Origin of the sequence: Streptomyces sp. NPDC014889 (genome assembly GCF_043081205.1) — a bacterium.
Lineage (GTDB): Bacteria > Actinomycetota > Actinomycetes > Streptomycetales > Streptomycetaceae > Streptomyces.
In genome coordinates this window covers 68,574-95,333 of sequence record NZ_JBIBWH010000019.1, presented here as the reverse complement: position 1 = coordinate 95,333, position 26,760 = coordinate 68,574, and the positions used below count along the sequence as shown (strand labels likewise).

The following is a 26,760-nucleotide window of genomic DNA, read 5'->3' as shown; positions in this document are numbered from 1 at the left end:
CGCCGTCCCACGGTTCTGTTCGGGCCCGCTTCCGGGCGCACGACGGTGGATCAGAAGACGACCCGGGCCCGGCGGACGGCATCGAGCGCCGCACCGGCTCCCCGGACCAGCTCCAGCGGCACGTCCGGATCGCGTCCGGCCAGGGCGCGCAGACAGGCGACGGCGTCCGCCCGCACGACCGAGGCCGGTTCGCCCGGGCCGAGCAGCCACGCGCCCCCGGCGGGCCCGGTGAGTTCCAGTGCGACGGGCGCCTCCGACCAGGCCAGGGCCAGATCGCGGATCACCTGCTCGACGATGAGCCGGTCGTGCTCTCCCACCACGAAGGACTGTCCCGTGGCCCGTGCCAGGTCGATGCGGTGCATCCACAGGTCGCGGTTGTAGATGGTGTCGAGCAGGTGGCCGACCGGCATCCGGGGTGCTCCGGGCACACCGCTGTCGATCCTGGCGCGCCGCATCAGGCCCGGGCGGCGCCGACGCGCCCGTACGGCGCGGGGCCAGAGCAGCGCGAACCGCGCGGCCAACTGCGGTCCGGACGCGGTGGCGTGGTCGGCGACCTGCGCCGCCATGTGGGCGTCGACCGGGCCCATGTCCGGGTGGCGCCGCCTGCCCGTGATCTCCCTGCGCGCCATCGTGGCCAGGGAGATGTTGTCCTCGCACTGGGCGACGAGGTGGGAGACCAGGGTGCGCACGTCCCACTCGACGCAGTCGGTGGGACGGTGCCAGTCGTCGTCGCCGAGCTTTTCCAGTACGGCCATGGCGGCCCGGCCTTCCGCCTCGGCGACCGCGGCCGACTGGTCACGGTCGGTCTGCGGCAGGCGTGCGGCCTCCCCGTAGGTCTGGGTCATCGCTCTCGCCCTCCTCGGGGGCGTAGAAGTGGAAGAACATGTCCATCGCCGTCCGGGTGAGCCGGGTGAAGCGGCCCTCCTCGACCCGCGCGGACGGCTCGTTGGCGAGCTGCTGGCTGATCACGCCTGCCACCAGCGCCGTGCAGAGGGCCACCCCCTCCTCCTCGGCGGCGGCGGGCGACAACTGCCCGGCGCGCACCGCGGCCCTCAGGGCGTCCCGCAGGAGCTCCATCTGCCGCACCGCGGGTTCGAAGGCCTGTGGGGTCGGTTCGAATCCGGGTACGGGCCGCCAGTACAGCAGTTGTGCCAGCACCGGATGGGCCATCGCCCAGGCGACGGTGGCCTGCTGGCCCGCCAGCAGGGCGCCGCGCGGATCCCGGGACAGCATGTCCCGGTACGGCTCCAGGACACCGACCGTCTCCCGCATCCCCCGCTCGAACAGGGCGTCGTAGACGGCCGTCCTGGACGGGAAGTACTGGTAGAGCGAGGGCGGCCGCATCCCCATCCGCCGGGCCACCTCGGACATGCTCAGCGCGGCGACGCCTTCCTCCGCCATCACCTCGAGCGCGGTGTCGAGGATCTCCCGCACGGTCTCGTTGCGCCGACGCAGTCTCCGGTCCTCCCTCATACCCTTAAGAAAGCCTAATGCGCGTAGGGAAGTCAATACCCCGTCAGTTCCGTGACGGACACGCGGTGGGGGAAGACACCTCAGCGGGCGTCGGCGGACAGGAGCCGGTGTGCGGCGATCTCCGCCGAGCGGACGGCGGCCTCGCTGTTGGGGCGGAGCATCACCCAGTCCCCGGCGTACTCCACGCGGCGCGCCGGGCGGTCCAGGAACGCCCGGCGCAGCCGCAGCGCGGCCGGCGTCGCCTCCGGCAGGCCCACCGGCCAGCGCACCACCCGCGCCTCACGCGTCGCCCCGGCCAGGCCCGGCAGGTACCGCTCGGCGCGCCCGGCGACCGCGGACACGATCTCGTCGTCGGGCCGCTCCAGCAGGCCCGGGGAGGCGTACGGGGAGGCGAAGAGGCTGATCAGACCACGTCCGGCCGGCACCCGGTCGGGGGCCTTGACGTGGTCGAGGATCGCGCCGGCGAACACCCGGTCGTCCAGGGCCGGAACCTCAAGGGCGTAGGACGGCTGCCGGGTGGGGCTCGGCAGCGGACGGTCGAGGAGGCACAGCACCTTCAGCATCGGGCTGTAGGTGCTCGCCGTGAGGTAGGGGCGTTCGTCGTCCGGCAGGCCGGCGTGGAGGCGGAGCGCCACCGGGGCGGGCACCGCGAGCACGACACGCCGGGCGGTCACGCTCTCACCGCCGGTCAGGTCCAGGCGCACGGCGTGCCCTTCCGGCTTGACGGCGAGGGCCGCCCGGCCGGTGACGACGTCGAGCCGCGCGGCCAGCGTCGTGGCGAGGGTGCCCATGCCGTCCCGGTACGCCACCCAGCGCGCGCCGGCGCCGCCGACGGCCAGCAGCAGCGCGGCCATCGGCCCGATCGCCGAACGCTCCGGCCGCCAGCCGAAGAAGCCGCTGGCCATCGGCTGCAGCAGGCGGTCGTGCAGGTCGCTGTGGTAGCGGCGCGCGTACGCGGTCACGGTCGCGTCGCCCAAGGGCGTCGCCTCGGGGTGGTCCTGGTCGAAGGCGCCCCGCCGTCTCATGAGCGCGCCGGTGAAGCGCAGCCAGGCCAGCCGTCCGCGCCACGACATCCCGGCACCGGTCACCAGCCCCGCCGGATGGCCGAGGTTGGCGTGGGCGCGGCCGTCGCGCCACACCGCGATCCGTCCTCCCACGGGGACGACGGCGGCCTGGTCCAGCCCGGTCGCCCGCAGCAGCCGCCAGGTGCTGTCGTAGCCACGGACCGCGATGTGTTCGGCTCCCTCGTCGAGGACGTAGCCGTCGTGGCGGCGGCTGGCCATCCGCCCGCCCACCCTGCCGTCAGCCTCGAACACCCGAACGGAGCGGCCGGCTCGGGTCAGATGGAACGCGCAGGCCAGACCGGAGATCCCGGCTCCCACGACGGCGATGTCGACGTCGGTCTCGGTCATCGGAGGTCCCTTGCTCGTCGAGGTGTCGTACGGGAGGCGTCATGAAGGAGCCGTCCTGCGGAACGGGCGCAATGCGCGTACGCGGCCCGGGTGCGGCTCAGGTCCACCGCCCGGTCCCGTACGGCGGCGCGCCGTCGAGCAGCCGGTCGCGCAGTTCCTGCCGCCTGACCTTGCCCGTCGCGGTGAGCGGGAGCTGGTCGAGCGGCAGCACCGTCGGCTCGCCGAGCGGCGGGAGGTCGGTCACGGCCTCCTTCCACGCGCCGAGGTCCAGCGTGCCGTCCCGGGTCGCCAGGACCGGCTGCGGCTGTCCGCTCGCGCGCCCGAGGACCACCGCCTCGACGACCTGGGGCAGCCGGTCGTGGAGCACGTCCTCGATCTCGACGCAGCTTCCGTCGGGGATCGTGTCCACCTCGCGGTCGAGCAGCAGCAGCCGGCCGGAGCGGGTGATGAGCCCGAGGTCGCCGGTGGTGAACCAGGGCCCGGACAACTTGGCGCGCATCCGCTCCGGTTCGCTGACGTACCCGGCGCACAGCGAGCGGGTGCGGGCCTGCACCAGGCCTGCCCTGCCCCGCCCCAGCGGCTGGAGGGTCGCCGGGTCCACCACACGCAGCCCGGTCCGGCCGGGCACGCTCCGCCCCAGGTCACGGGTGGTGGGGTGGCGCTCACCGGTCGCGCGAACGGACCTGCGCGTCAGACAGCGGAAGGTGAGCGGCCCCGTCTCGGACTGCCCCCAGACCTGCACCCACAGCGGCAGCCGGCGCCGGGTCGCGGTCAGGAACGCCCGTACCGTGGGCGGGTGGACGGCGTCGAAGGTGTTGATGTAGAGGCGGACGTCGTGGAAAGGGGTGTCCGGCTCGGTCGCCAGGGGCTGCCAGCGCACGAACGCCGACGGCGCGGCCTCCAGCACGGTGGGCGGATGGGCGCGCAGGACGGGTTCGGCGAGCCGGGGGCCGTAGCCGTCCAGGATCACCGCCGCGCGCGGGGCGAGCCAGAAGACGCTGATCGTCCAGGCGAGGCCCCGCCCGTGCGCGTAGGACGCCGCCTGGGCGACGATGTCGTCGCGCCGGGTGGACACCAGGGGCAGGCGGCGTGCCTCGGCGGCGGCGATCCGGTGGATCAGCGTCCGGGCGGAGTGCCGGACCAGCTTGGGGATCCCGGTGGTTCCCGAGGTGTGCATGATGGCCAGGGTCAGGTCGTCCGGACGGGGGCGGGGCGACGGTGTCCGGTGGCCGCGCACGTCCGCGAGCGGGATCGCGCCGGGTGCCGGTGCGTCGAGGGTGAGAGTGCGGCGGGTGAACGCGGTGAGGTCGGTCCCCGTGTCGCGCGCCGCCGCCAGCGTGCCCGCGGTGGTGACGAGGGCGGTGGCGTCGAGGCGCTTGAGCAGCACCTGGAGTGTCTCCGCCGGGAGACGGTCGGAGATCAGCGCGGGCACCGCGCCGACGCGGGCGGCGGCGCAGGCGAGCAGGACGTAGTCCCAGTGGTTGGGTTTGATCACGGCGACCCGGTCGCCCGGCGCCACCCCCAGCCCCTCCAGCCAGCCCGCGGCCTGGCTCACCAACCGGGCCAGGTCCGGGATGTCGTACGTCGTCCTGCCGTCGTCCGCGATGTCCAGCGGCCGGCTGAGGTGGACCGTCGTGCCGGTGCCGCGGTCGGCCAGAACGTCGAAGAACCTTCCGGGGGCGGGGAGTTTCATCGGGTACCTCCGAGGAGTCCGTCACACGCACGGGAGTTGAAGGAAGGTGAGGTGCGGCGGGGCGGGGCGCGGGGACGTCGGCTCCGGTTCCCGCGCCGCACTTCCGGCTCAGGCGGTGCCGGCGACCAGGAGGTTGACCACCACCACCGTGACGACCAGGATCCGGTGGGCCCGGATACCGAGCAGCCGTCCGCGCAGAACGTCGCCGCGCACCATGCCGACCGTGAACTGACGGGCGCGGGCCGCCTTCAGCGGGACGAAGGCGAGCGGGAACCACCACGGGGCGAGGCCCAGCAGCGGAGTGGTGACGATCACGGTGGTCTCGACGACCGAGAGCGCCCCGATGAACAGGCGGTTGCCGCGGGGGGACAGCAGACAGGCGACGGTCGGCCGGCCCACCGCGCGGTCCCCTTCGGCGTCGTGGGTGTTGGAGTACACGCCGAACAGGAGCGGCCCCAGCCCGAACAGGAACGCCTCCACGGCCGCGAGCCCGGTGGCCTCCCCGGTGAGCAGGCCGAACAGCGGCAGCACGAAGGCCCAGCCGACCGCGGCGAGGAACACTTCCTGCAATCCCCGGTGGCTGAGCCGCAGGCCCCAGGAGTACTGCGGGACCACGACGGCGGCGGCCACGACGGCGAGCACCGCCCACAACGGGCGGTACGGGGCCCAGAACAGCGCCGCCGCCCAGCACAGCACCCCGGCGGCGAACGCGCACCCGGCGAAGCGGACCGCGGCCGTCTCGGTGAGCGTCCCGACCAGCAGCGGCTTGCGGGCCAGTGCCCGGGCCGGCGCGTCCGGGCCGTAGTTGGCGGCGTCGCTCCCGTCCCGGTGGCCGGTGACGTCGTCGAACGCGACGGCCGCCGCCACCAGGCACACCTCGCCCAGCAGGAACGCGGCCGACGTCAGCAGCGACGCCCCGTCGGGTCCCCGCCGGACCGTCGGGAGCAGCGAGAGGACGACGGCCAGGCTGAGGTAGTAGTCGACCATGCCCAGCTTGGCCAGCCGCAGGTAGGCGGACAGCCGCGCGCCCGGTCCCCGGCCGGGCCGGACGACGGCCTCCTGGGGTGGTGACTCCGTGGTCGTTCCGGTGTTGAGGTCACTGGTCATGGACGCTCCCTGTGGTCGTGGCGTCGGGCGCCCGCGGGGCGCGGAGCAGCGGTGCCGCCCGGACGGAACCGGCCCCGGCGAGCGTGGTCCGCTCCTTCGGGGTGAGCGGTGGCCGGGCGGCCGGTGGGGCGAGGGGGCCGCGCGCGGCGGCGAGCAGTGTCGCGGGTCCGAGCAGCCGCGCCGCGGGAACGGTCAGCGCGTAGACGCCCACCATCGCCCGCTGGACGCGCGGGTCCTGGGCGGACACCGCGTCGAGCCGGTCCAGGTAGCGGTTCAGCAGACGGCGGGGCGGCCCGGGGCGTGCGCCGTGGGCCAGCGGATGGCGCTGGTCCAGACCGAACGCGATCCGCCAGGCGGTGTCGGCCGAGCGTGCCACCGCGCGCTGGGCGCGGCGCGCGGTGCCGGGGCGCGGGCCGCCCGCGTACGCCTCGCGCAGGGCGAGCGCGCCCAGCGCGGCGACCGAGACGCCCTGCCCGTAGGCCGGGTTGAAGGTGCAGGCCGCGTCGCCGAGCACGACGAAGCCCTCCGGCCGCCGCCGCATCCGCTCGTAGTGGCGGCGGTGACTGGCGGTCCGGCGGAACGCGCGGACGGGCCCGGCGGGTTCAGCGCGGGCCAGCATCTGGGCGATGAGCGGGTCGGGCAGCTCCCGCGCGAACGCGGCATGGCCGTCGGCGCCGGGGTCCGGCACGGCGCCCCGGGTGCCGAACAGCGTGGCGAGCCAGCGGCCGTCCTCCACCGGCACCAGCAGGCCGCCGCGGCTCACCTTCCGCATGTCCAGCCTGAGGTACACGGCGGGGAGTTCCCCGGCGAGCGGCGCGGGCAGGCGGCAGGGGCGGGTCGCGTAGGCGACACCGCTGTCGGCGACCGTCTCCCGTACGACGGCGCCGAAGCCGGCGAGCCAGCGCGGCGCGGCCGAGCCGTGGCCGGAGGCGTCCACGACGAGATCCGCCCCGACCCGGTCGACCCTGCCGTCCCCGCGTCGCCGGGCGAGGACGCCGGTGACCCGGCCGGGGCCGCCGAGCAGGCCGATCACCTCCGTGCCCGCCCGTACGGCCGCGCCGGTGTCCGTGAGGAGCCGCCTGCGCAGCGTCCATTCGATCAGGCCCCGGGTGCAGGTGAGGATCGTCTCCCAGGGCCCGTGGCGTGCCAGCCAGCCGTACGGGCTTCGCACCACGATGTCGCGGGGGAGTCCGACGCTGGGGGCGCCCGCCTCGACGAGGGCGGCCAGGGCGCCGGGAACCAGTTCGTCGATCGCGGCGGCGCCGCACGGCAGCAGGACGTGCGCGTGATGGCCCTGGGGCGCTCCGGCTCTCGGCTCGGGCCCGTCCGGGAGCCGGTCCCGCTCGATCACGGTGACCTCGTCGACGTTTCCCGCGAGCGCGAACGCGGCCAGCAGCCCGGCCACTCCGGCGCCGATCACGACGGCACGGGTCCGGTCGCGTCCGCTCATCGGTGGACCTCCGGAGGGGTCGTGACCAGTGGTGCGGAGCCGGTGGTCCGTGCGGCGGCGAGACGGGCCAGGGTGCTGCGGCACACCTTGCCGGTGGGCCCGAGCGGGAGCTGATCGAGCGTCAGCAGGCGTTCGGGCAGTTTGCGGCGCTCCAGTCCCCGTTCCTCTTCCAGGAACCGCTGGAGTTCGGCCAGGGTGGGGGCCTCGCCGTCGCGGGGCCTCGTCACACAGGCGCACAGCCGCTCCTGCAGATCCGGATCGGGCACCGGTACGCAGGCCACGTCACCGACCGCCGGATGTGCGCCGAGGTGGCGTTCGACCTCGGCCGGGGAGATGGTGTAGCCGCCGCGCAGGACGGTGTGCCGCAGCCGTTCGAGCACCCACAGTTCGCCGTCGGCGTCCAGGAGCCCGCGGTCGCCCGTGCGCACCCAGCCGTCCGGGGTGCGGTGGGCGGCGTCCAGTTCGGGCGCGCCCAGGTAGCAGTGGGGGGTCATCGGGCCGCGCGCCTGGATCTCACCCGCTTCGCCGGGCGGCAGGGGCTGCCCGTCCGGGCCGGTGATCCTGATCTCGGCCACGGCGGGATCGGGCCGGCCGGCCCGGCGGGTGTCGGCGGCCGGGCGGCTCCAGGTGGTGTGGCAGTTGACGCCGTCGGTCGAACCGTAGACGTTCACCACGGGACGGCCGAACCGGCGCAGGGCGGCGCGCAGCGTCTTCGGCGGCAGCGGCGCGGCACTGGAGACGACGGCCCGCAGCGACGACAGATCCTCGCCCGGCGCCCGCGGTGTCTCCGCGAGGCGCCGCAGCATGGTGGGGACGGCGAAGAGGTGGCTGGGCCGGTGCTCGGTCACGGCGCGCAGCGCAGCCTCCGGTTCGAAGCGGTCGAGCAGCACCAGGGTCGCGCCCAGCCGGACGAGGGCGACCAGGCCGAGCGAGCCGTACGAGGAGGCCAGCGGCACAAGGACCAGGCAGCGCATCGGGTCGGCTCCGTGGCGCAGGGCGTCCACGTAGGCGCCGCGGCCGCCCGCGAGCGCGTTGTGCGAGTACGCGACCATCTTCGGCTCGGCCTCGGACCCGGAGGACACCAGGATCCGGGCGGGCGCCTCGGGGTCCACGGCGACCGGTTCGCCTGGGCCCGCCGCCGTGTCCGCGAGCCATGGATCGAGGGGGACGCAGCCGTCCGGCGCCGGGCCGAGGACGGCGATCGTCCGCAGGCACGGCAGGTCGGCCCGCAGTCCGGACAGGACCCGGGCCAACGGGATGCCGTTCCACCGGTCCGTCGTGATCACGGCGCTCGCCCGCGCCCCGCCGAGCAGGGCGAGGGAGTCCCGGCGGCCGCGCCCGACCGGACAGGGCAGCGCCACGGCGCCGATCGCGGCCACCGCGAGATCGGCGGCGAGCGCCCGCCATCCGTTCGGCAGCTGGACGCCGACCACGTCACCCGCGCCGACACCGCAGGCCGCCAGTCCCGCGGCGATCCGCCGGGCCCGCCGGTCGAGGGCCGCCCGACTGAGCGTGCCCTCGGGGTCGATGACGGCGGGCCGTTCCGGGTGCGCCGTGACCTGCGCACGGAAGAGCGCGGAGAGGTCACGGCCGGGCACGAGGCCCCGCTCGGCGTACCGGCGCCGCAGCCGTGCCGGCACCCGGTCGGGCACGTCGACGCCTCCGGCCGTCGTCCAGGTCCGTGTCATGCGGCGAACTCCCAGGGTGTGCCGGGCAGAACGCAGCCGGCCCGGGTCAGTGCGACGGCGAACCGCGGGTCCGCGGCGAGTTCGGTGAGGTCGGACGTCAGCGGGACGGACGGCGCGGGACCGCGGACGGCGGCGGTGCCGGATCCGTGCCGGGTCAGTACGGTCGCGGCGGAGAGCAGGGAGGTGTCCACACGCAGCAGCGGGGCGCCGCCGCGCCCGTCGTGGCCGGCGGTGGAGCGCGCCGCCAGCGCGGCCAGCACACCCTCGGCGCAGACCAGTCCGCCGAGCACGTCGAGCAGCGTCATCAGCGAGGGCGTCGGCGGCTCGCCGTGCCGCGCGGTCAGCCCGGCCAGACCGCTGCCCGCCTGCACCAGGTAGTCGGTGCCGAGCGGCGGGGTGGGCCCGAGGGACTCGCCCCAGCCGGACGCCCGGGCGTAGACGAGGCCGGGCCGGACTTCGGCCAGATCGGGGGCGTCGAGATGCCATGCGGCCGCTTTGCCGGGGGCCCAGTTGTGCAGGAACACATCGGCGTCGCGGACGAGTTCGCGGAGCGTGCCGCGGCCGCCCGGGGTGCGCAGGTTCGCCTCCACCACGTCCTTGCCGTGGTTGAGCGCCAGGAACCGGGCCGAGCAGTCGCCGACCAGCGGTTCGGTGCCGCGCAGGGGGTCACCGCCCGGCGGTTCGACCCGGACGACCCGGGCCCCGAGCCGGGCGAGCTGGCTTCCGGCGAGCGGCCCCTGCACCCGTCCGGTGGACTCGACGACGACCAGCCCGGCGAGCGGCCGGGACACCGTGGGGCAGTACGCGGCGGGCGAGGGCACGCCGTGCCCGGCCGCTGTCCGCCGGTCCACGGGCAGCGCCCTGACGGACCACGGGGTTCGGGGCAGGGCGCCCGGCTCCGGCGCTTCGGGGCCGCGGACGGGCAGCACACTGACGTCGGTCCGGGCGGCCGCCGAGCGGATCACCTCGTAGGGGCGCCGAGCGGCGACGCGGTGCAGGGCGGCGGGCAGCGGGCAGACGGCGGTGGCGAACCGGTGCTGGAACGGCGGCCAGCCCCGGCGGATCGCGGTCCGTTCGGCGTCTAGGACGGTCCAGAAGCGCTGCCAGGCCTCGGCGTCGAGTGTCTCGATCTCGAACCTGACCCCGTCGGCGCTGGTGAACGGCGGGGTGTCGGTGTCCGGAGCGGGGGACGCCGGCGGTACCGGCACGTGCGGCGGGTGCGTACCGGCGGCGGTCGCCATGGCCAGGTACTGGCCGGCGGCGAGGAGCGCGCCCTGCGCCACCGAGGTGCGCACCCGGCCGATCCGGGTGCCGCGCGTGGCGGCGTGGAGCGCGGCGAGCACGCCGGTCACGGCGAGGACCCCGGCCACCGTTCCGGCGTAGTCGAGTCCGAGCGGTGTGGGCGCGCCGTAGCGGCGTCCGTGGATGTGGGCGATGCCGCAGGCGGACTGCACATCGGCCTCGCTCGCCAGGGGCAGCGCCACCGGGCCCGCCCAGTCGATCGCGCAGGTGAGGCTGCCGGTCCCCGCGGCGGCCACGAGGGTGCCCGCGTCACCGGCATCCCCGGGGCGGCGCCCCGCATTTTCGTCGGCCGCTTCGCAGCCGAGGAGCGCCAGATGGTCGGCGGCGACCGCGAGCGCCGTCGAGCCGCCCGCGGCGGTCACCCGGATCCCGGTCAGCGGCCGGTGCGGCTCCGGCGCCCGACGCGTCCGCGTCCGTACGCACGCGTCGACGCTCACCGGGGCCGCCGTCCCTGCACGGAGTAGATCACGCACGAGCTGGCCCGGAACCGCGGATGCCGCATGACCTCGCGCACCCCGGCGAGTTCGGCGTCGGTCATGCCGGCGGCGACGAGCCGGTCCCGCAGGTGGTGGGTGTGGTGGATCAGGAGGTGGACGCCGGGCGAGTCGGCGTGCCACGGCATGAGGAAGGGCACCGGGTCGATGTCGACGAGCCCGGCGTCCAGCATGGCCCCTGCGGCGTGCCGGCCCCAGCCGCCGTCCGCTCCCGCCTGCGCGAACACCTGTGCCTTGGCCGCGAGGAAGCGCTCGTACAACTCCGCTCCTGCGCGGCTCGGCGCGAGCAGCACCGGGCCGTAGTCGATGTCGAACTCGTCGAGCTGGAGCCATCCTCCGGGGCGCAGGGCCCGGACCATCGTGGCGAGCGCGGTGCGGCGCTGCGGCAGATGGAGCAGCACCAGACGGGAGTGGACCAGGTCGAAGGACTCCTTCGGCAGCGGGTCGCGGGTCACGTCGTGCCGCAGTGTGCGAAGACGCGGGTGCTCGGGGAGGTGCACGGGATTGATGTCCGTGGCCACCACCTCGCCGGTGGGCGCCACGCGTTCGGCCAGCCAGGTGGCCACGCTGCCGCCGCCCGCGCCGACCTCCAGGCAGTGCCAGCCGTCGGTGACTCCGGTGCCCGCCAGCCGCGCGGTGGTGATCGGGTCCAGCGAGGCGGCGAGGCAGCGGTGCTGCTCGGTCGCGTGGACGTTGTCGTTGTCGAAGGCGTATCCCTCGCCGTCGGAGGCGTGTTCCTCACCGTCGAAGGCGTCTTCTGCGCCGGGATCCGCGACCGCGGCGGCGGGTGCGTGGAGAGCGGACTTCACCAAGTGCTCCTGGGTGCGGCTGAGTTCGGGACCGGGCGCGCGGACGAGGCCGGGGGAGTCGCCGGCCCTGTCCGCCGTCCGCCGGGTCAGGAGGAGAAGCTGCCGGAGAACTGTCCGGTGTGCATGCCGTGTCCGGGCAGGACCGGGACGCCCGGGGTCAGGCAGAACGGGTCCGCGTGCAGATGGACGATCCGCGAGGTCTCGTTGTTCACGAGGTGCGTCAGCACGGGCAGCCGATGGCAGCCGTGCGGGTCCGGGTACGCCTCCAGCGGGAGGAACTCGTTGCTGAACACGACGACCTGGTTGGTGTCCGGGACGTCACGGACGCTGCCGGGGGAGTTCTGCGCGAAGGCCGGGCCGACGCCGCCGAAGACGACTCCGGCGGCAAGCGCGGCGGTGAGCACGGTACGACGCATGGGGTTCACCTTTCGGGACTGGGGGAGCCACCGACCGTTCCAGCGGCTCCCCGCGGTCGGCTCAGAACGTCACTTGAACTGGACGTCGACCTTGTAGACGCCGGGCTTCTGAGCGGTGACCGCCGCCTCGCCCTGCGCTCCGCTGTAGGCGCCGGTGCCGCCCTGCACCACCGCCTTGATGGTGTACGGGTACTTGAGCGGGTTGAGCTCGATCTTCGCCTGGGTGCTCAGGTCGAGCTCGTCGCCGTTGCTGAAGATGACGTACGCGTGGCACAGGGCGTGGACGGTGGTGACGCTCTCGACGCCGTCCACGGTGCACGCGTCGTACACCTTGCCGATCTGGTTGCCGGAGGCGTCGTACACCGGGCCGTTGCCCGCGAAGCCCGCGCCGAGCGTGGGGACCTGGGGGATCGAGGTCTTGGAGTAGTCGATGGTGAAGCTCAGCGGCTCGGGCGCGGCCGTCGCGCTCGCCGCCTGGGCCGATCCCGAGCCGGCCAGGCCCAGGGCGCCCGCGAGGGAAGCGGTGGCGAAGGCGGCGGCGAGGCGCTTGCCGACAGCGGATTTGTGCATGAAGTCTCCTTGGACATCTCGGGCCCGTTGCCCGACGACACACACAGAAGATCACATTGTGCGATTGCCATCTCGCTCTCCGTGACGACTCCGTCCGTGGCCGCACCGCGGCATCCCCGCCGTGGGCCCGGGTTTCCCGCCGGGACGGCGGGTGCCGCGGGCGCACAGGTTTCACTGTGCGGAGTGACCATGATCGCCCGGTCGGAGGCTCCCGGCCTGTCGTCCTCCGGGACCCGGGCGGCCCGGTGCACGATGCACGGTGGTGACGGCCGTGGACGAGCCGCCGGGCCCGCCCGGTCACCGGGGCCCCGGCGGGAGGGAGAGGCGCGGATGGTGTGCGATCTGGTCGTCGTGGGTCTCGGATACGTCGGACTGCCGCTCGCCAGGACCGCCGGCGCCGCCGGGCTCACCGTCACCGGATTGGACGTGTCGCGGCAGGTCGTCGCCGGGCTGAACGCCGGCCGCTCGCACGTGCGGGACATCACCGACCGCGAGGTGCGCGGGATGCTCGCCGCCGGGTTCACCGCGACCACCGACCCCGCCGTCCTCGCCGCCGCCGAGACCGTGGCGATCTGTGTCCCGACCGCGCTCGGCCCCGACCGGACCCCCGACCTCGGCCCCCTGCTGCGCGCGGCCGGCACGGTGGCCGCCCGTCTGCGGCCCGGCACCCTGGTGGTGGTCGAGTCGACCTCCTACCCGGGTACGACCAGCGAGGTGGTCCGGCCGGTCCTGGAGCGGACCGGGATGACCGCCGGGACCGACTTCTACCTCGCCTACTCGCCGGAACGCATCGATCCGGGCAACCGCCAGTTCGGGATCGCCAACACCCCCAAGGTGGTCAGCGGGCACACGCCCCTGTGCGCGAAGCGGTGCGCCGCGTTCTACGAGCACTTCGTCACGACCGTCGTGGTCGCCCGCGGCACCCGCGAGGCCGAGATGGCCAAACTGCTGGAGAACACCTACCGCAACGTCAACATCGCCCTGGTCAACGAGTTCGCGATGTACTGCCACCAACTCGGCGTCGACGTCTGGGACATGCTGCGCTGCGCCGCGACGAAGCCGTTCGGGTTCCAGCCGTTCAGGCCCGGTGCCGGGGTCGGCGGCCACTGCATCCCGGTGGACCCCGTCTACCTGCTGCACCAGGCCGGGGCAACGGGGTTCACCTTCCGGACGGTCGCGGCCGCGCAGCAGGTCAACCGCGAGATGCCGGCCCATGTGGCACGGCGGGTGACCGCGCTGCTCGGCGAAGCGGGGCGCGGGATCCGGGGCGCCGAGGTGCTGCTGCTCGGCGTGAGCTACAAGCCGGACGTCGCCGACCTGCGCGAGTCACCCGCGACCGCGGTCGCCCGCTGCCTCACCGCGCTCGGCGCCACCGTCCGCTTCCACGACCCTTGCGTCGACCGCTTCGAGGTGGACGGAACGGCCCTGCGGCGAGCCGACCACCCGTACACCGCCGCCACGTACGCCGACATCACCGTGCTGCTCCAGGACCACCGCGCCTACGACCTCGGCCGGCTGTGCCGCAGCGCCGGGCTGCTGTTCGACACGACGGGCCGTGCGGAGGGCGAGCGAGCGGTACGGCTCTGAGCCCATCGCACCCGCCGCACCGGGTCCGTGTGTACGTCCTCGTCGGCTCGCGCCCCCGGACGGGCCCGTCTCACCGGCGCCCGGACCGGCTTCCGGTCGCGAACGTGCACACCGTGTCGGCGATGTGCTCCACCTGGGCGTCGGTGAGCATCGGGTGCACCGGGATCGACAGGGTGCAGCGGCTCGCGCGTTCGGCGCCGGGCCAGCGGCGGCCGGCCGGTGCGTGGCCGGTGAAGGCGCGCTGGGCGGGGAGCGGGCGCGGGTAGTAGACGTGGCCGGCGATGCCGTGCCGGGCCAGGTGGTCGTGCAGGGCGTCCCGGCGCTCGGTGAGCAGTGTGTAGACGTAGTAGCAGCGTCCGTTACGGCCCGCCGGCGGGGCGAGCACCCCGTGCTCGGCGAGGCCGGCGAACCGTTCGGCGTAGTGGTCGGCGATCCGAGCCCGCCGCTCCAGCCGCTCGGGGAAGCCGGGCAGCCGGTGCAGCAGGAACGCCGCCTGGATCTCGTCGAAGCGGCTGTTGTGGCCGACCACGTGGTGCACGAAGCGGTGGCGGCCGTCCTGGCCGTGGTTGCGCAGCATCCGGATGTCCCGGGCCAGGGCGGGGTCGTCGGTCACGACCGCGCCGCCCTCCCCGGCCGTACCGAAACTCTTCACCTGGACGAACGAGTACAGTCCCGCCTCGCCCCAGCGGCCCGCCGGACGGCCGTCGAGCACGGCGCCCTGGGCGACCGCGGAGTCCTCGACCAGCCGCAGCCCGTGCCGCCGGGCGATCTCCCGCAGCCGGGGCATGTCGGCCATCACCGAGAAGACGTGGGCCGGGACCAGCGCCTTGGTCCGCTCGGTGACGCAGGCCTCGACGTCGGACGGGTCGACCACCATCGTCCACGGGTCGACGTCCGCGAACACCGGCGTGGCGCCCAGGTTGACCACGGTGGAGGCCAGCGGCGCACAGCCGTACGCGGGGACGATCACCTCGTCGCCGGGACCGACGCCCATGGCGTGCAGGATCAGGGTGAGGGCCGACGTCCCGCTGGAGCAGGCGATGACGTCGGCGGCGCCGAGGCGCGCGGCCAGTGCGTGTTCGAGGCGGTCGGTGTGCTCGCCGAGGATGAACCGCTGCTCGGGCGCGGTGCCGATCTCGCGCACGATCGCGCACAGCCTCTCGTGGTCGTCCGCGAAGACGTCCGGCGGGAAGAACTCGATCACGCCGTTCCCTCCCGCGTGAAGGCGCGGATCGCGTCGCAGACGGTCTCGACCTGGTCGAGTGTCAGATCCGGGTGGAGGGGCAGCGCCAGGGTGTGCCGGCACGCGGCCTCGGCGTGCGGGAAGGACCCGTCCGCGTGGCCGAGTCCGGCGAAGCAGGGCTGGCGGTGCAGCGGGACCGGGTAGTACGTCTCGGTGCCGATGCCGCGCAGGTCCAGGAACCGGGCGAGCTCGTCCCGGTGGTCGGCCTCGATGACGTAGACGTAGTACACCGGGCCGGTGTCGGCGTCGCGTGCCACGACGGTGGGCAGCCGCCGGATGCCGGGCACGTCCGTGAGGCGCTCGGTGTAGGCCGCGGCGAGTTCCGCGCGGCGCGCGACACCGGCCGGCAGACCCGCCAGTTTGGCCAGCAGCACGGCGGCCTGCACGTCGTCCATCTTGCTGTTCTGGCCACTGACCGCGGTCTCGGTGGAGATCCGGCGGAAGTCCCCGAGCGTCGGCCCGAACCTCCCGTGGTGCCTGAGCGCGGCGACGGTCTCGGCGATCCCGTCGTCGTCGGTGAGCACCGCACCGGCGTCGCCCAGCGCGCCGAGGGTCTTGGCCGGGAAGAACGACAGCACCCCGCCGGCGCCGAGCAGCCCCGCGTGCCTCCCGTTCCAGCGCATCCCGATGGCCTCGGCGCTGTCCTCGACGACCGTCAGACCGCGCTCGGCGGCGACCGCCGTCAGCGCGTCCATGTCGGCCATCTGGCAGAACAGGTGGACGGGCATGACGAACCGCGTGCGGGGGGTGGCGACGGCCGCGACGGACTCCGGGGCGAGGGCGTAGGAGACCGGATCGATGTCGGCGAACACGGGCCGGCCGCCGGCCAGGACCACCGAGGTGGCCGAGGCCACGAACGAGAACGCCGGGACGATCACCTCGTCGCCGGGGCGCAGCCCGGCCGCGCGCAGCAGCAGGACGAGCGCGTCGGTGCCGCTGTTGACCGCGACGGCATGCCGGGCACCGGTGTAACCGGCCAGCGCCCGCTCGAACTCGGCCACCTTGCGGCCGTGTGAGTACTTTCCGCTCCGGGCCACGTCCACGAGATGCCGTTCGACCTCGGGCCAGATCCGCTCGAACGAAGCGGCCTGCGAGAAGAACGGCACCGGTGGGCCGGGAGCCGCGGACGGCTCGCACGGGACGCTCACGGTGAGCGAGGTGGGCTGCATGGAACTCCCGTGGACTCGGGGCGGGAAGGGCGGAAGCGGCCCCGCGCCGGACGGCGGGGTTCCGGCGCGGGCCGGCCGACCACACTGCCGCCGGCCCGGTCCGGAGCGGGGTACCGGCGCGCGGGTGCGGGCGGGTTCACCCGTTGGGCGGCCGTCCGGGGAACCGTTCATCCCATCGATGGCGCCGTTCCGGGAGCGTCGCGTTGACACCGTTTCCGGTGATCGAAAACCTACCCGAACCCGACATGGAAAAGGGGCGGTCACCGTGTTCCGCACGCTCATCGTGGGTCTGGGACGGGCCGGCGCCGGTCTCCATCTGCCGGCCCTGGACCGGATGCGGCAGCGCACGCCAGCGGGCACCCTGCTCGCCGAGGCGCCCGTCGTCGCCGTGGATCCCGCGCCGCCAGCGCTCCTCGCACCGGGCGTGCGTCCGGTGCCGACGCTGGAGCGGGCCCGCGACGAACTCGACTCGGAGCGGACCGTCGTCCACGTGTGCACACCGCCCGAGGGGCGGGACGTGGTGATCGGACGACTGGCCCGGCTCGGCTTCGTCAACCTGGTCGTGGAGAAGCCCCTCGCGGTCGACGTCGACCAGCTCGCCCGGGTCGAGGAGCTGTGCCGGGGGCACCGGCTGCGGCTGGTCATGGTGGCGCAGTGGCTGGCCAGCAGTCTGACCCGGCGGCTGGAGGAGTACGTGGCAGGCGGGGAGTTCGGCGCGCTGCGCGAGATCCGCATCGTCCAGCGCAAGCCGCGCTTCAGCCGCAGCCTCGCCACGACCGGCCATCCGACCGCGTTCGACGTCGAGGTCCCGCACGGGCTGGGCGTCGCCCTGCGCCTGGCCGGACCCGCCCGGCTGACCGGGGCGAGCTGGTCGGACCTGGCGGCGGACGGTGTCGTACGGCCCCGCATGGGCAGCGCGACGCTGACTCTGGCCCATGAGCGGGGGCCGTCGACGCGGATCGCCTCGGACCTGACGGCGCCGGTCCGCGAACGCCGGATCACCTGCGAGTTCGCCGAGGCGACCGTCGTCGGCCACTACCCGGTCAGCCAGGACGACGGATACGCACAGCTCTCCGTCAGCGGCCCCGGCCGCGCCACCCGCGAGGTGTTCCCCGACGACGCGTTCGCACAGTTCCTGCTCGGCGCCTACCGGCGCTTCGCCGACGGCGGCCCGTCGGCCGGCGACGCGGACACGGGCGCGGAGGCGGTACGGCTGGTGGACGCGGCCAAACGGCACTGCGCCCGCCTCGACCAGCCGGCCGGCGCGACGGCGGAGGCGGTGCTCGATGCCCGCTGACGCCTCATCGGGCCTCACCCTCGCCGGCATCGGCGACGAGGCGGGGCACGGGATCGACGCACAATTGGCCGCGGTCCGCTCGCTCGGCTGGACGGCGATCGAGCTGCGCGGCGTCGACGGGATCCCGCTCGCCGAGCTGACCGAACCCGCGTTCGCGCGGGTGACCGACGCGGTCCGGGCCGCGGGGCTGAGCGTGGTGGCCGTGGACTCCCGTATCGGCGGGTGGGCGAGGCCGGCCGACGGCGACTTCACCGCCGACGTCGACGAGTTGCGCACGCTCGGCAGACGCTGCCCGGTCCTGGGCACCCGCTACGTCCGGATCATGTCGTACCCGAGCGGCGCCCTCGCCGAGCCCGCCTGGCGGGCGACCGTGATCGAGCGGATCAGGGTACTGACACACCACGCGGAGCAGGCCGGTCTGGTCCTGCTGCACGAGAACTGCGCCGGCTGGGCCGGGAGCAGCGCGAGCCGCGTGCACGACCTCCTGCAGAGTGTGGACAGCCCCGCCCTCGGCCTGCTGTTCGACATTGGCAACGGCATCGCCCACGGCTACTCGGCGTACGAACTCCTGCGGGAGACCGCCGGACATGTGCGGCACGTGCACGTCAAGGACGCGGACGGCCCGGCCGCGGACCCGGTCTACCGGCTGCCGGGCCGCGGGCAGTCCCGCGTCGCGGACTGTCTGCGGCTGCTGCTCGACTCCGGGTACGCCGGCGCCCTGTCGATCGAGCCGCACCTGGCCGTGGTGCCGCACGAGGGCCGACGGGCACCCGACGCCGAGTGCTCCGCCGCGTTCGCCGCGAGCGGCCGGGCGCTCGCCGAACTGCTCGGCGAACTCACGGCCGAGCGCCGCGACCCCGCCGCCGTCGGCTCGGGACGTACCCGGTGACCGCGCCGCCGAGGGGTCCGGACGCCCATGTGGCCGCCCCGCTCGTCACCGAGGCCGACACCCGCCTCCTGCTGGATCTGCTGCGGCTGCCCACGGCCGGACCGCTGGAGACCGGCGGCGCCGGTCCCCGGCCAGAACTGTGGGCCGCCCAGCGCCGTTACGCCGAGGCGGCCGCACCGCTCGGCTTCACGGTGCCGCACCACGCCCCGACGCGGCCCGAGGACATCGAGGCCGACGGTGTGCCGCTGCCGGTGCGCGAGGCCGTCGCCGCGGACCCCGGATTCCTCGCCTGCCAGCCGAACCTGGTGCTGCGGCTCGGCGACGGCCACCCGCGCCGCCGGACGCTCATGTTCAACGTGCACCTGGACACAGTCTCGGGCGACGAGCCCGTCGGGTTCGACGGCCGGAGGTTCACCGGGCGCGGCGCGGTCGACGCGAAGGGACCCGCGGTCGCCCTGCTCGCCGGGGTCAGGGCCGCCGTCATCGCCCAGCCCGGACTGGGCCGGGACATCGGCGTGCTGATCCAGGCGGTCTCCGGCGAGGAGGGCGGCGCGCTGGGCACGATCGGCACCCGGCCCCTGGTCGAACGGGGCTGGTACGGGCGGCTCAACGTCTTCTGCGAACCGACCGGCCTGCGCTACCTGCCCCGCGCGAGCGCCTCGATGACCGCGTGCGTACGGGTCGACGGCGACGACGCGGTGGACGACCGTCCCGAGCGAGGCCACAACGCCACCGTGCTCCTCGGCCACTTGGCCCAGTACCTGGGCGGGGCGCTGCCGCCGCAGGCCGCGCAGGGGCGCGTCTGCGTGGCCGGACTGACGACGGGACCCCTGCACAACCGGGTCTACGGCAGCGGCGAGTTGCTGCTCAACCTCTCCTACACGAGCGAGCGTACGGGCCGGCGGCTGGAGGCGGCGACGAGCGAGGCGCTGCGGGCGGGGCTCGCGGAGTTCCGTACCCGTTTCGGCGCGATCCGTGAACTCGCCCGGACGGCCGAGGACGCCGCCGCCATCACCCGGCTGCACTGGCGCAAGAGGGGGCTGCCCGCGCTCGCCGGTACCGCGCCCTGGGCCGAACGGCTGATGGGCGCGGCCGGTGCCGGGCGGTGGCCCGACGAGGAGGCCGCGTTCACCTGCGACGCGATCTGGCTGGCCGGGCGCGAGGACGCGGCGACCGTGGTGTACGGGCCGGGATCGCTGGAGGACAACCACGCCCACGCACGGGGCGAGTTCATCGACGTGGCGGACCTCGAAGGGTTCGCCGCCGGGGTCGCGAGGATCCTGCTCGCCTTCCGGGACACCTGCGTCAGCGGCATCGGTCTCAGCGGCATCGGAGCAAAGGAGCGGTCACGGTGACCGGAAAGAGCGCGGCCCCCGAGGTCCGCGTCCCCTACGACGGACTGCTCGACCTCGCCACCGCCGCCTTCACCGCCCGCGGAGTCCCCGGGGAACGGGCCCGGCAGGCCGCGGTGGCGCTCTGCTACGGCGACCTGGTCGGGATGGGCTCGCACGGCACGGTCAACCTGACCCGCCTCTACCTCCCGCTGCTGGAGGAGGGCCGGGCGGATCCCACCGCCTCCCCGGCCGTCCTGGCCGATCACGGCGCGGCCGTCCTGGTCGACGCGCGCCGGTCGCTCGGCCTGTGGCAGGCGAGCGACGCCATGGACCTGGCCGTCGAGCGCGCGGCGCGCCACGGAGTCGGCCTCGTCTCCGTGCGGGGCGGCACGCACTTCGGCTGCGCCGGCTACCACGCCCGGCGCGCCGCCGAGCACGGCATGGTCGGCCTGGTGGCGTCCAACTGCGGACGGCAGCGCATCGCGCGTCCCCCGGGCGGCCGCGCCGCACTGCTCGGTACGAACCCGCTCGGCGTCGCCGCTCCGGCCGGCGAACACCCGCCCTTCGTGCTGGACATGAGCACCACGGCGGCACCGACCGGGCGGGTGCGGGCGGCGGCCCGCGCCGGACAGCCGGTCCCGCCGGGATGGCTCGCCGACGAGGACGGCCGGAGCGTGACCGATCCGGCGGCCTTCGACCGGGGCGAGGCGCACCTGCTCTGGCTGGGCGCGGACGCCGGGGTCTTCAAGGGATTCGGGCTCGGGCTGATGGTGGAGGTGCTGTCGGCACTGGTCGCCGGCTCCGGGTTCGGCCCCGCGGACGAGGCCCTGACGGGCGACGGCCGTCCCTCGGGCCGGGACGACGACATCGGCATGCTGACGGTGGCCGTCGCGCCCGCGCTGCTGCGGGGGCCGGACGCCGTGGCCCGGGACGCGGAGCGGCTGTTCGGCAGTGTGCTGGCCTGCCCGCCGGTCGACGCGGACGCCCCGGTCCGCTACCCCGGCTGGCCGGAGGCCGAGCGGGCCCGCCACCACCGCGAGCACGGCGTACCCCTGGAGCCGCCGGTGCACGCCGAGTTGACCGAGCTGGCCGCCTCGCTGGGGCTGAGCCTTCCCCTACGGCTCCCGACGGCCAGGGACGCCGTCCGGGCGGGCGGCGAGTCGTGCTCCCGGGACACGGGCGCGGGCGAGTCGCCGGCGCACACGGACGCGGTCCCGGCCCACGGAGGTGAACGGTGAAGGAGCCGCGGCGCATCGGGATCGTCGGGCTCGGCGCGATCTCCCGGTTCTACCTGGCCGCGATCGAGAGGTCGCCCGCCTGGCGGCTCACCGCGGTGTGCGACATCTCCGCCGGGCGGCTGCTCCCTCACCGCGACCAGCGGCCCGTCCACACCGGCCACCGCGCGATGCTCGCGCGGACCGAACTGGACGCGGTCGTCGTCACCTCGCCCAACGACACGCACGCGGCGATCGCGGCCGACGCGCTCGCCGCAGGTGTCGCCGTCTGTGTGGAGAAGCCGTTGGCCACCCGGCCGGAGGACGCCGAGGCGCTGGTGGCCGCGGCCGTGGAGCGCGACGTATGCCTGTTCACGGCGTTCCACCGCCGTCACAACCGTGAAATCGCCGCGTTGCGCCGCACGTTGGAGTCGTCGGCCGCTCCGGCCGGGATGACGATCCGGTACCTGGAGCGGATCGAGGACCACATCGGGCAGGACGCCTGGTATCTGGATCCGCAGCGGTGCGGCGGCGGTTGCGTCGCCGACAACGGCCCCAACGCCTACGACCTGGCGCGGCTGCTGGCCGGCGAGGTCGGGGTGGAGCACGCCGAAGTGGGCCGGGACGCTCACGGCGTGGACCGGCGGGCCACGGTCCGGCTCCGGTCGCGCAGCGGAGTGCCCGTGGACGTCGAACTCGACTGGTCCTACCCGGGCGAGGTGAAGGACGTCACGGTCCGGCTGACGGACGGCTCCGTGCACACGGCCGACATGCTGCGCGGGTTCGCGGAGTTCAAGGGCTCCCTGTGGCACGAGTACGTCGGTGTGCTCGACGCGTTCGAGCGGGCGATCCACGCGGGCGCGGACCACGGCGGCGACGGTCTCGCCGCGCTCGCGCTGACCGAGCACACCTACCGGCTCACCCGCTCCCCGGCGGCGAGCACGCGCGCGACCGCACCGGAGGCACCGAACCGATGACCGGAGAGCAGAACCCGCAGGCGGCCGAGAGCGGAGGCAAGCGGACCGTCCACGGGACCGTCGTGAAGGTACTGGTCCACCGCAGGGACGACCGCGGCATGCGGGTCGAGGAGTTCGCGAGCCGCTGTGTGCGCCGGGGCGAGGTCCACGAACTGGTCACCACCGACCAGCGGGAGTCCGCGCCGGGCACCCGGGTGGACCGGGTCGGCTTCCTCGGCTTCGCGGAGATCGGCTGCGCCGGTGTCCTCGACCGGGGCGACCAGGTATGGATCGGCTCCCGGCTCGTCGGCACCGTCCTCGGCTTCGACTCCTGCCACTTCCCCAACCACTACAACGTCCTCGTCCTGGTGCCGGAGCCGGTGACCGGACGGGACCTGGCACTGCGGCCCGAGGACGAGGTGCGGTTCGTCCCCGCCGAGGCTCCCGCGGTGGCCGGGCCCCGCGAGCCGGACGGACCCGGTCAGCGGCTCCGGGGGGTCACCAGGCCGGACTCGTAGGCCAGGACGACGAGTTGGGCGCGGTCGCGGACACGGAGCTTGACCATGGCCCGGTTGACGTGGGTCTTCGCCGTCATCGGGCTGATCACCATGCGATCGGCGATCTGGTCGTTGGACAGCCCCTGCGCGACCAGGGCGACGGCCTCGCGTTCCCGGTTGGTCAACTCCTTCAGTCCAGGGCCGACTTCCGTGTCGAGCGGCTGGGTGACGTACCGGCTGATCAGCTTGCGGGTGATCGACGGCGCGAGCAGGGCGTCGCCCCGCGCGGCGACGCGCACCGCGTGCAGGAAGTCCTCCGGCACGATGTCCTTGACGAGGAACCCGGCCGCGCCCGCGCGCAGGGCGTCCAGAACGTACTCGTCCAGGCCGTAGTTGGTCAGGATGACGACGTGCACCCCGGACAGCGCCGGGTCCGCGGCGATGCGCCGGGTGACCTCGATGCCGTCGAGGACCGGCATCCGGATGTCGACGAGCGCGATGTCGGGCAGGTGCTCCCGGACCAGGGCCAGACCCTCCCGCCCGTCACCGGCCTCGGCCACCACCTCGATGTCGCCCTCCAGGTCGAGCAGCGCGCGGAATCCGCTGCGCAGGAGCGGCTGGTCGTCGACCAGCAGGACACGGATCACGACGCCTGCTCCACGGGGAGTTCGGCCTGGACGGTGAAGCCGCCCCCGACGCGCGGCTCGGCCCGCAGCCGGCCCCCGAGAGCGGTGACGCGCTCCCGCATCCCGAGCAGTCCGACACCGGGCGTCGGGGTGGTGTCGGGCGTGGCCCTGCCGTCGTCGTCGACACGTATCGTGAGCGCGTCCGGACGGCAGTCGATGCGGACCGACGCCGAGTCCGCGGCGGCATGCCGGGCGATGTTGGTGAGCGACTCCTGCACGATCCGGTAGACGGTCCGGTCCACCGCGGCGGGCACGTCGTGCCGTCGCCCCCTGATCGTCAGCGTCGCGTCAAGGCCGATGGCACGCGCTCGTTCCACCAGCTCCGGTACGTGGTCGAGGCCGCGCGGCGGGGCCGTGTCGTCGTCGCGCAGTGCCTCCAGGGTCGCGCGCAGCTCCCGGCTCGCCTCACGTCCGGCCTCCTGGATCGCCAGCAGGGACGCCGGCACCTGCTCGCCGCGCCTGCGGGCCACATGGACGGCGACCTCGGCCTGCACCTTGATGATCGAGATCTGGTGGGTGAGCGAGTCGTGCAACTCCCGTGCGATGTGCAGCCGTTCCTCGTCGGCGCGACGCCGCGCGGTCTCCTCCCGGGTGCGCTCGGCCTCGTCCGCCCGCCGCTCGGCCTGCCGCAGCGCCTCGCCCGCCGCGCCGGCCGCGATCAGCCAGGCCCCCTCCAGGGCGCCGCGGGCCTGCGCGAACGCCGCCCCGGTGTCGTGCAGGGAGGACAGGGCCGCGAGGGGGAGGGCGGCCAGCATCGCCACGCTCGCCACCACCGTGGCGGTGCGGTGACCGGCCCGCACGGCGGCGTACACCGCGAACAGGTAGGCGACGGCGGGCACATCGAAACCGGCCGCCTGATAACCCACCGCGCACAGTCCGGTGACGGCCAGCACGGGCAGCGGGGCCCGGCGGCGCGCGGCCAGCGCCAGACCGCCGGCCACCAGCAGTGTGCAGCCCAACAGGCCGAGGTCGCCGGCCGGTTGCCGCCCGGACAGCCCGGTGGCCAGCAGCGCCCCCGCCACTCCGACGGCGATCGCCCAGTCCACGACACCGGCCGGGACCCCGAACCGTCCTCTGTCCATGGGCGCACCCTAGCCGGACGGCGCCGCGGGCGGGTCCCGCTCACGGACGAGCGCGCGTGTACCGCGCCCGTGGTACACGCGCGACGTCCGCGGTATCCGCCGTGGTCGCGTGCTCCGTCGGCGGCAGCCCGAAGTGCCTGCGCCTGAGGGACGCCCGGCGGTGGGTCCGGCGGACATGATCGGGCGACGTCGAGTCGCAGGAGGAGAAGATGACGCCAACGGACACCACCCGCACGGAAGGAGCCCTGGCGGGACTGGCCCGGTTCTGCTACCGGCGGCGCCGCCTGGTGCTCCTGGTCTGGATCGTCGGCGTGATCGCGGTGGCCTTCGCCGGCTTCGGTTACGGTGCCTCCCCCGACAACGACTTCTCCGGCGGCGGCTCCGACTCCGCCAAGGCACAGGCGCTGATCGAGAAGCACTTCCCCGAACGGCAGGGGGACACGCTGACCCTCGCGATCAAGGCGGACAGGGGAATCGACGACCCCGCCGCCCGGCGGCGGATCGAGAAGGTCATCGCCGGTCTGGACGACTCGCCCGTGACAGGGCCGGTGACCTCTCCGTATCAGGACGAGAACCTGGTGACGAAGGATCGCCGCATCGCCCGTACGACCATCCCGCTGACCGTCAAGGACGTGCGGAAGACCGAGGTCGAGCCCCTGGTGACCCTGGTCAAGCAGGCCTCCGGGGAGGGCGTGACGCTGGGTCTGGGCGGGGAGAAGGCGGAGAAGGCCGAGACACCCCCGCAGGGTTCGTCCGAGAGCGTGGGCATCGTGGCGGCGGCGGTGATCCTGTTCATCGCCTTCGGGTCACTGGTGGCGATGGGCCTGCCGATCGTCACCGCGATGCTGGCGATCGTCGCGGGCATCGCCCTGACGAAGATGGTGGCGTATCTGGTCCCCGCACCGGACTTCACGGCGATCCTCGCCGCGATGATCGGTCTCGGCGTCGGCATCGACTACGCCCTGTTCATCGTGACCCGCTACAAGGACGGCCTGCAGGCCGGCGACGATCCGGAGACCGCCACGGTCAAGGCCATCACCACCGCCGGTCACGCGGTCCTGTTCGCCGGCACGACCGTCGTGATCGCGCTGCTGGGCCTGATCGTCATGGGACAGCGGCTGATGACCGGAGTGGCCGTCGCCACGTCGGTGATCGTGCTGGTGACGATGATCGCCGCGGTGACCCTGCTGCCGGCGTTCCTCGGCTTCACCGGGCACAGGATCAACTCGCTGCGCCTGCCCCGTCGCACGTTCCGCCGGAGCGGAGCCGACGGTGTCCCGGCACGGGAGCGCCGTACGCTCGCCGAGCGGTGGGCCGGCGTGGTGCAGCGCAAGCCGCTGGTCGCCGCGGTGCTGGCCGGCGTGGTGCTGCTGGTGCTGGCCGCACCCACGCTGTCGATGCGGCTGAGCAACCCCGACGCCAGTGTCCAGCCGCACGACCGGAGCAGCTACACCTCGTACAAGATCCTCTCCGAGGGCTTCGGTCCCGGCTACGGCGCACCCCTGGTCCTCGCCGCCGAGGTCGGCCCCCACGGCGGCGATCTGCGTTCCGTCGCCGAAGCCGTCGGCAGGACCGAGGGCATCGCCTACGCCACGCCGCCCCAGGTCAGCAAGGACGGGCGGGCCGCGCTCCTCATGGCCTTCCCCAGGACCGGCTACCAGGACAAGGCGACCGCGGATCTGGTCCACCGGCTCCGCGACGACGTGCTGCCCAAGGCGCCCGGCGGCGAAGCGGTCTACGTCGGCGGCCCGAACGCCGTCACGATCGACACGGCCGAGGACATCGGCTCGCGCCTGCCCCTGATGATCGCGGTCGTCATCGCGCTGTCCCTGGTGCTGCTGATCGCGCTGGTCCGTTCGGTCACCATCGCGCTCCAGGCCGCCGTGATGAACCTGCTGGCCATCGGCGCCGCCTACGGCGTGCTCGTCGCGGTCGTCCAGTGGGGGTGGCTGGGCCCGGCCCTCGGTTTCCCCACCGCGATGCCGGTCACGACCTGGGTGCCGATGATGATCTTCCCGGTGCTGTTCGGTCTGTCGATGGACTACGAGGTCTTCCTGATCTCGCGGGTCCGTGAGGAGTACGAACGCACCGGCGACACCCGGACGGCCGTCGCGCGCGGGATGGCACGGACCGCCAAGGTCATCACGGCCGCGGCCGCCATCATGGTCGCCGTCTTCACCACCTCCCTGCTCGGCCCCGACGTCGCGGTCAAACAGGGAGGCCTGGGCATGGCCGTCGCCGTGCTCATCGACGCCACCGTCATCCGGCTGGTCCTCGTCCCGGCGGTGATGGAACTGTGCGGCGACACCAACTGGTGGATGCCCGGCCGCCGGACACCGAAGGCGACGGCCGCTTTGGACGCCGAGGCCGGGCAGGAGGCCAGGGTCTGACT

23 protein-coding genes are annotated in these 26,760 nt (G+C 74.4%); 8 read left to right on the top strand and 15 right to left on the bottom strand.

What is annotated here, in order from left to right; all coding sequences use genetic code 11:
• Window positions 1-50 precede the first annotated feature (50 nt).
• From ACF09J_RS31140 to ACF09J_RS31090, 11 genes are all read right to left on the bottom strand, one after another.
• On the bottom strand, window positions 51-845 hold the full coding sequence (locus ACF09J_RS31140; RefSeq protein ID WP_392308798.1) for a maleylpyruvate isomerase family mycothiol-dependent enzyme: 795 nt from the start codon (window positions 843-845) through the stop codon (window positions 51-53).
• Window positions 796-1,473 carry a TetR/AcrR family transcriptional regulator gene (locus ACF09J_RS31135; RefSeq protein WP_392308797.1) on the bottom strand — a complete coding sequence of 226 codons (678 nt, stop codon included), beginning with the start codon at window positions 1,471-1,473 and terminating at the stop codon, window positions 796-798. Before ACF09J_RS31135 ends, ACF09J_RS31140 begins: the two co-directional genes overlap by 50 nt.
• 80 nt (window positions 1,474-1,553) lie before the next feature.
• On the bottom strand, window positions 1,554-2,885 hold the full coding sequence (locus ACF09J_RS31130; protein WP_392308796.1) for a protoporphyrinogen/coproporphyrinogen oxidase: 1,332 nt from the start codon (window positions 2,883-2,885) through the stop codon (window positions 1,554-1,556).
• Window positions 2,886-2,982: 97 nt separating this feature from the next.
• Entirely contained in the window at window positions 2,983-4,578 is a 1,596-nt protein-coding gene (locus ACF09J_RS31125) for a class I adenylate-forming enzyme family protein (protein ID WP_392308795.1), read from the bottom strand.
• 108 nt (window positions 4,579-4,686) lie between these two features.
• Window positions 4,687-5,685, bottom strand: a complete 999-nt coding sequence (locus ACF09J_RS31120) for a UbiA family prenyltransferase (protein ID WP_392308794.1) — start codon at window positions 5,683-5,685, stop codon at window positions 4,687-4,689.
• Window positions 5,675-7,135, bottom strand: coding sequence for an NAD(P)/FAD-dependent oxidoreductase (locus ACF09J_RS31115; protein WP_392308793.1), 1,461 nt, complete (start codon window positions 7,133-7,135; stop codon window positions 5,675-5,677). The genes ACF09J_RS31120 and ACF09J_RS31115 overlap by 11 nt, the downstream gene beginning before the upstream one ends.
• The gene (locus ACF09J_RS31110; RefSeq protein WP_392308792.1) at window positions 7,132-8,823 is read right to left on the bottom strand and encodes a class I adenylate-forming enzyme family protein; all 1,692 of its coding nucleotides are present in this window, start codon (window positions 8,821-8,823) and stop codon (window positions 7,132-7,134) included. Before ACF09J_RS31110 ends, ACF09J_RS31115 begins: the two co-directional genes overlap by 4 nt.
• A complete protein-coding gene (locus tag ACF09J_RS31105; RefSeq protein ID WP_392308791.1) occupies window positions 8,820-10,562 on the bottom strand; it encodes a CoA transferase in 1,743 nt (580 codons plus the stop codon). The genes ACF09J_RS31110 and ACF09J_RS31105 overlap by 4 nt, the downstream gene beginning before the upstream one ends.
• Window positions 10,559-11,428 (bottom strand): class I SAM-dependent methyltransferase, encoded by an 870-nt coding sequence (locus ACF09J_RS31100; protein WP_392308790.1) that lies wholly within the window; start codon window positions 11,426-11,428, stop codon window positions 10,559-10,561. The genes ACF09J_RS31105 and ACF09J_RS31100 overlap by 4 nt, the downstream gene beginning before the upstream one ends.
• An 86-nt stretch (window positions 11,429-11,514) precedes the next feature.
• Window positions 11,515-11,844: a hypothetical protein gene (locus ACF09J_RS31095; protein ID WP_392308789.1), complete on the bottom strand. Its 330-nt coding sequence runs from the start codon at window positions 11,842-11,844 to the stop codon at window positions 11,515-11,517.
• A gap of 69 nt (window positions 11,845-11,913) precedes the next feature.
• Window positions 11,914-12,414: a hypothetical protein gene (locus ACF09J_RS31090; protein ID WP_392308788.1), complete on the bottom strand. Its 501-nt coding sequence runs from the start codon at window positions 12,412-12,414 to the stop codon at window positions 11,914-11,916.
• Between the two features lie 330 nt (window positions 12,415-12,744).
• Between ACF09J_RS31090 and ACF09J_RS31085 the strand changes: the two genes are divergently transcribed.
• Window positions 12,745-14,001: a nucleotide sugar dehydrogenase gene (locus ACF09J_RS31085; protein WP_392308787.1), complete on the top strand. Its 1,257-nt coding sequence runs from the start codon at window positions 12,745-12,747 to the stop codon at window positions 13,999-14,001.
• 70 nt (window positions 14,002-14,071) lie between these two features.
• On the opposite strand, the gene ACF09J_RS31080 is transcribed toward ACF09J_RS31085, so the two are convergent.
• Both ACF09J_RS31080 and ACF09J_RS31075 read right to left on the bottom strand, forming a co-directional pair.
• Window positions 14,072-15,205, bottom strand: coding sequence for a DegT/DnrJ/EryC1/StrS family aminotransferase (locus ACF09J_RS31080; RefSeq protein ID WP_392308786.1), 1,134 nt, complete (start codon window positions 15,203-15,205; stop codon window positions 14,072-14,074).
• Window positions 15,202-16,413, bottom strand: a complete 1,212-nt coding sequence (locus tag ACF09J_RS31075; RefSeq protein ID WP_392308785.1) for a DegT/DnrJ/EryC1/StrS family aminotransferase — start codon at window positions 16,411-16,413, stop codon at window positions 15,202-15,204. Before ACF09J_RS31075 ends, ACF09J_RS31080 begins: the two co-directional genes overlap by 4 nt.
• 265 nt (window positions 16,414-16,678) lie before the next feature.
• Here ACF09J_RS31075 and ACF09J_RS31070 point away from each other — a divergent pair, with 265 nt between their 5' ends.
• From ACF09J_RS31070 to ACF09J_RS31045, 6 genes are read left to right on the top strand one after another with little or no spacing between them, the layout of a single operon-like run.
• Window positions 16,679-17,710, top strand: coding sequence for a Gfo/Idh/MocA family protein (locus tag ACF09J_RS31070; protein ID WP_392308784.1), 1,032 nt, complete (start codon window positions 16,679-16,681; stop codon window positions 17,708-17,710).
• Window positions 17,700-18,599 carry a sugar phosphate isomerase/epimerase family protein gene (locus ACF09J_RS31065; protein WP_392308783.1) on the top strand — a complete coding sequence of 300 codons (900 nt, stop codon included), beginning with the start codon at window positions 17,700-17,702 and terminating at the stop codon, window positions 18,597-18,599. Before ACF09J_RS31070 ends, ACF09J_RS31065 begins: the two co-directional genes overlap by 11 nt.
• Window positions 18,596-19,954, top strand: a complete 1,359-nt coding sequence (locus ACF09J_RS31060) for a M20/M25/M40 family metallo-hydrolase (RefSeq protein WP_392308782.1) — start codon at window positions 18,596-18,598, stop codon at window positions 19,952-19,954. The genes ACF09J_RS31065 and ACF09J_RS31060 overlap by 4 nt, the downstream gene beginning before the upstream one ends.
• A complete protein-coding gene (locus tag ACF09J_RS31055; protein WP_392308781.1) occupies window positions 19,951-21,171 on the top strand; it encodes an Ldh family oxidoreductase in 1,221 nt (406 codons plus the stop codon). Before ACF09J_RS31060 ends, ACF09J_RS31055 begins: the two co-directional genes overlap by 4 nt.
• A complete protein-coding gene (locus ACF09J_RS31050) occupies window positions 21,168-22,124 on the top strand; it encodes a Gfo/Idh/MocA family protein (protein WP_392308780.1) in 957 nt (318 codons plus the stop codon). Before ACF09J_RS31055 ends, ACF09J_RS31050 begins: the two co-directional genes overlap by 4 nt.
• On the top strand, window positions 22,121-22,621 hold the full coding sequence (locus ACF09J_RS31045) for a DUF6917 domain-containing protein (protein WP_392308779.1): 501 nt from the start codon (window positions 22,121-22,123) through the stop codon (window positions 22,619-22,621). The genes ACF09J_RS31050 and ACF09J_RS31045 overlap by 4 nt, the downstream gene beginning before the upstream one ends.
• On the opposite strand, the gene ACF09J_RS31040 is transcribed toward ACF09J_RS31045, so the two are convergent.
• Together ACF09J_RS31040 and ACF09J_RS31035 are read right to left on the bottom strand one after the other, a co-directional pair.
• Window positions 22,585-23,247, bottom strand: a complete 663-nt coding sequence (locus tag ACF09J_RS31040; protein ID WP_392308778.1) for a response regulator — start codon at window positions 23,245-23,247, stop codon at window positions 22,585-22,587. The two genes, ACF09J_RS31045 and ACF09J_RS31040, sit on opposite strands and share 37 nt — an antisense overlap.
• Entirely contained in the window at window positions 23,244-24,368 is a 1,125-nt protein-coding gene (locus ACF09J_RS31035; RefSeq protein ID WP_392308777.1) for a sensor histidine kinase, read from the bottom strand. The genes ACF09J_RS31040 and ACF09J_RS31035 overlap by 4 nt, the downstream gene beginning before the upstream one ends.
• A gap of 209 nt (window positions 24,369-24,577) precedes the next feature.
• Here ACF09J_RS31035 and ACF09J_RS31030 point away from each other — a divergent pair, with 209 nt between their 5' ends.
• The gene (locus ACF09J_RS31030; RefSeq protein WP_392308776.1) at window positions 24,578-26,758 is read left to right on the top strand and encodes an MMPL family transporter; all 2,181 of its coding nucleotides are present in this window, start codon (window positions 24,578-24,580) and stop codon (window positions 26,756-26,758) included.
• Window positions 26,759-26,760: the final 2 nt, after the last annotated feature.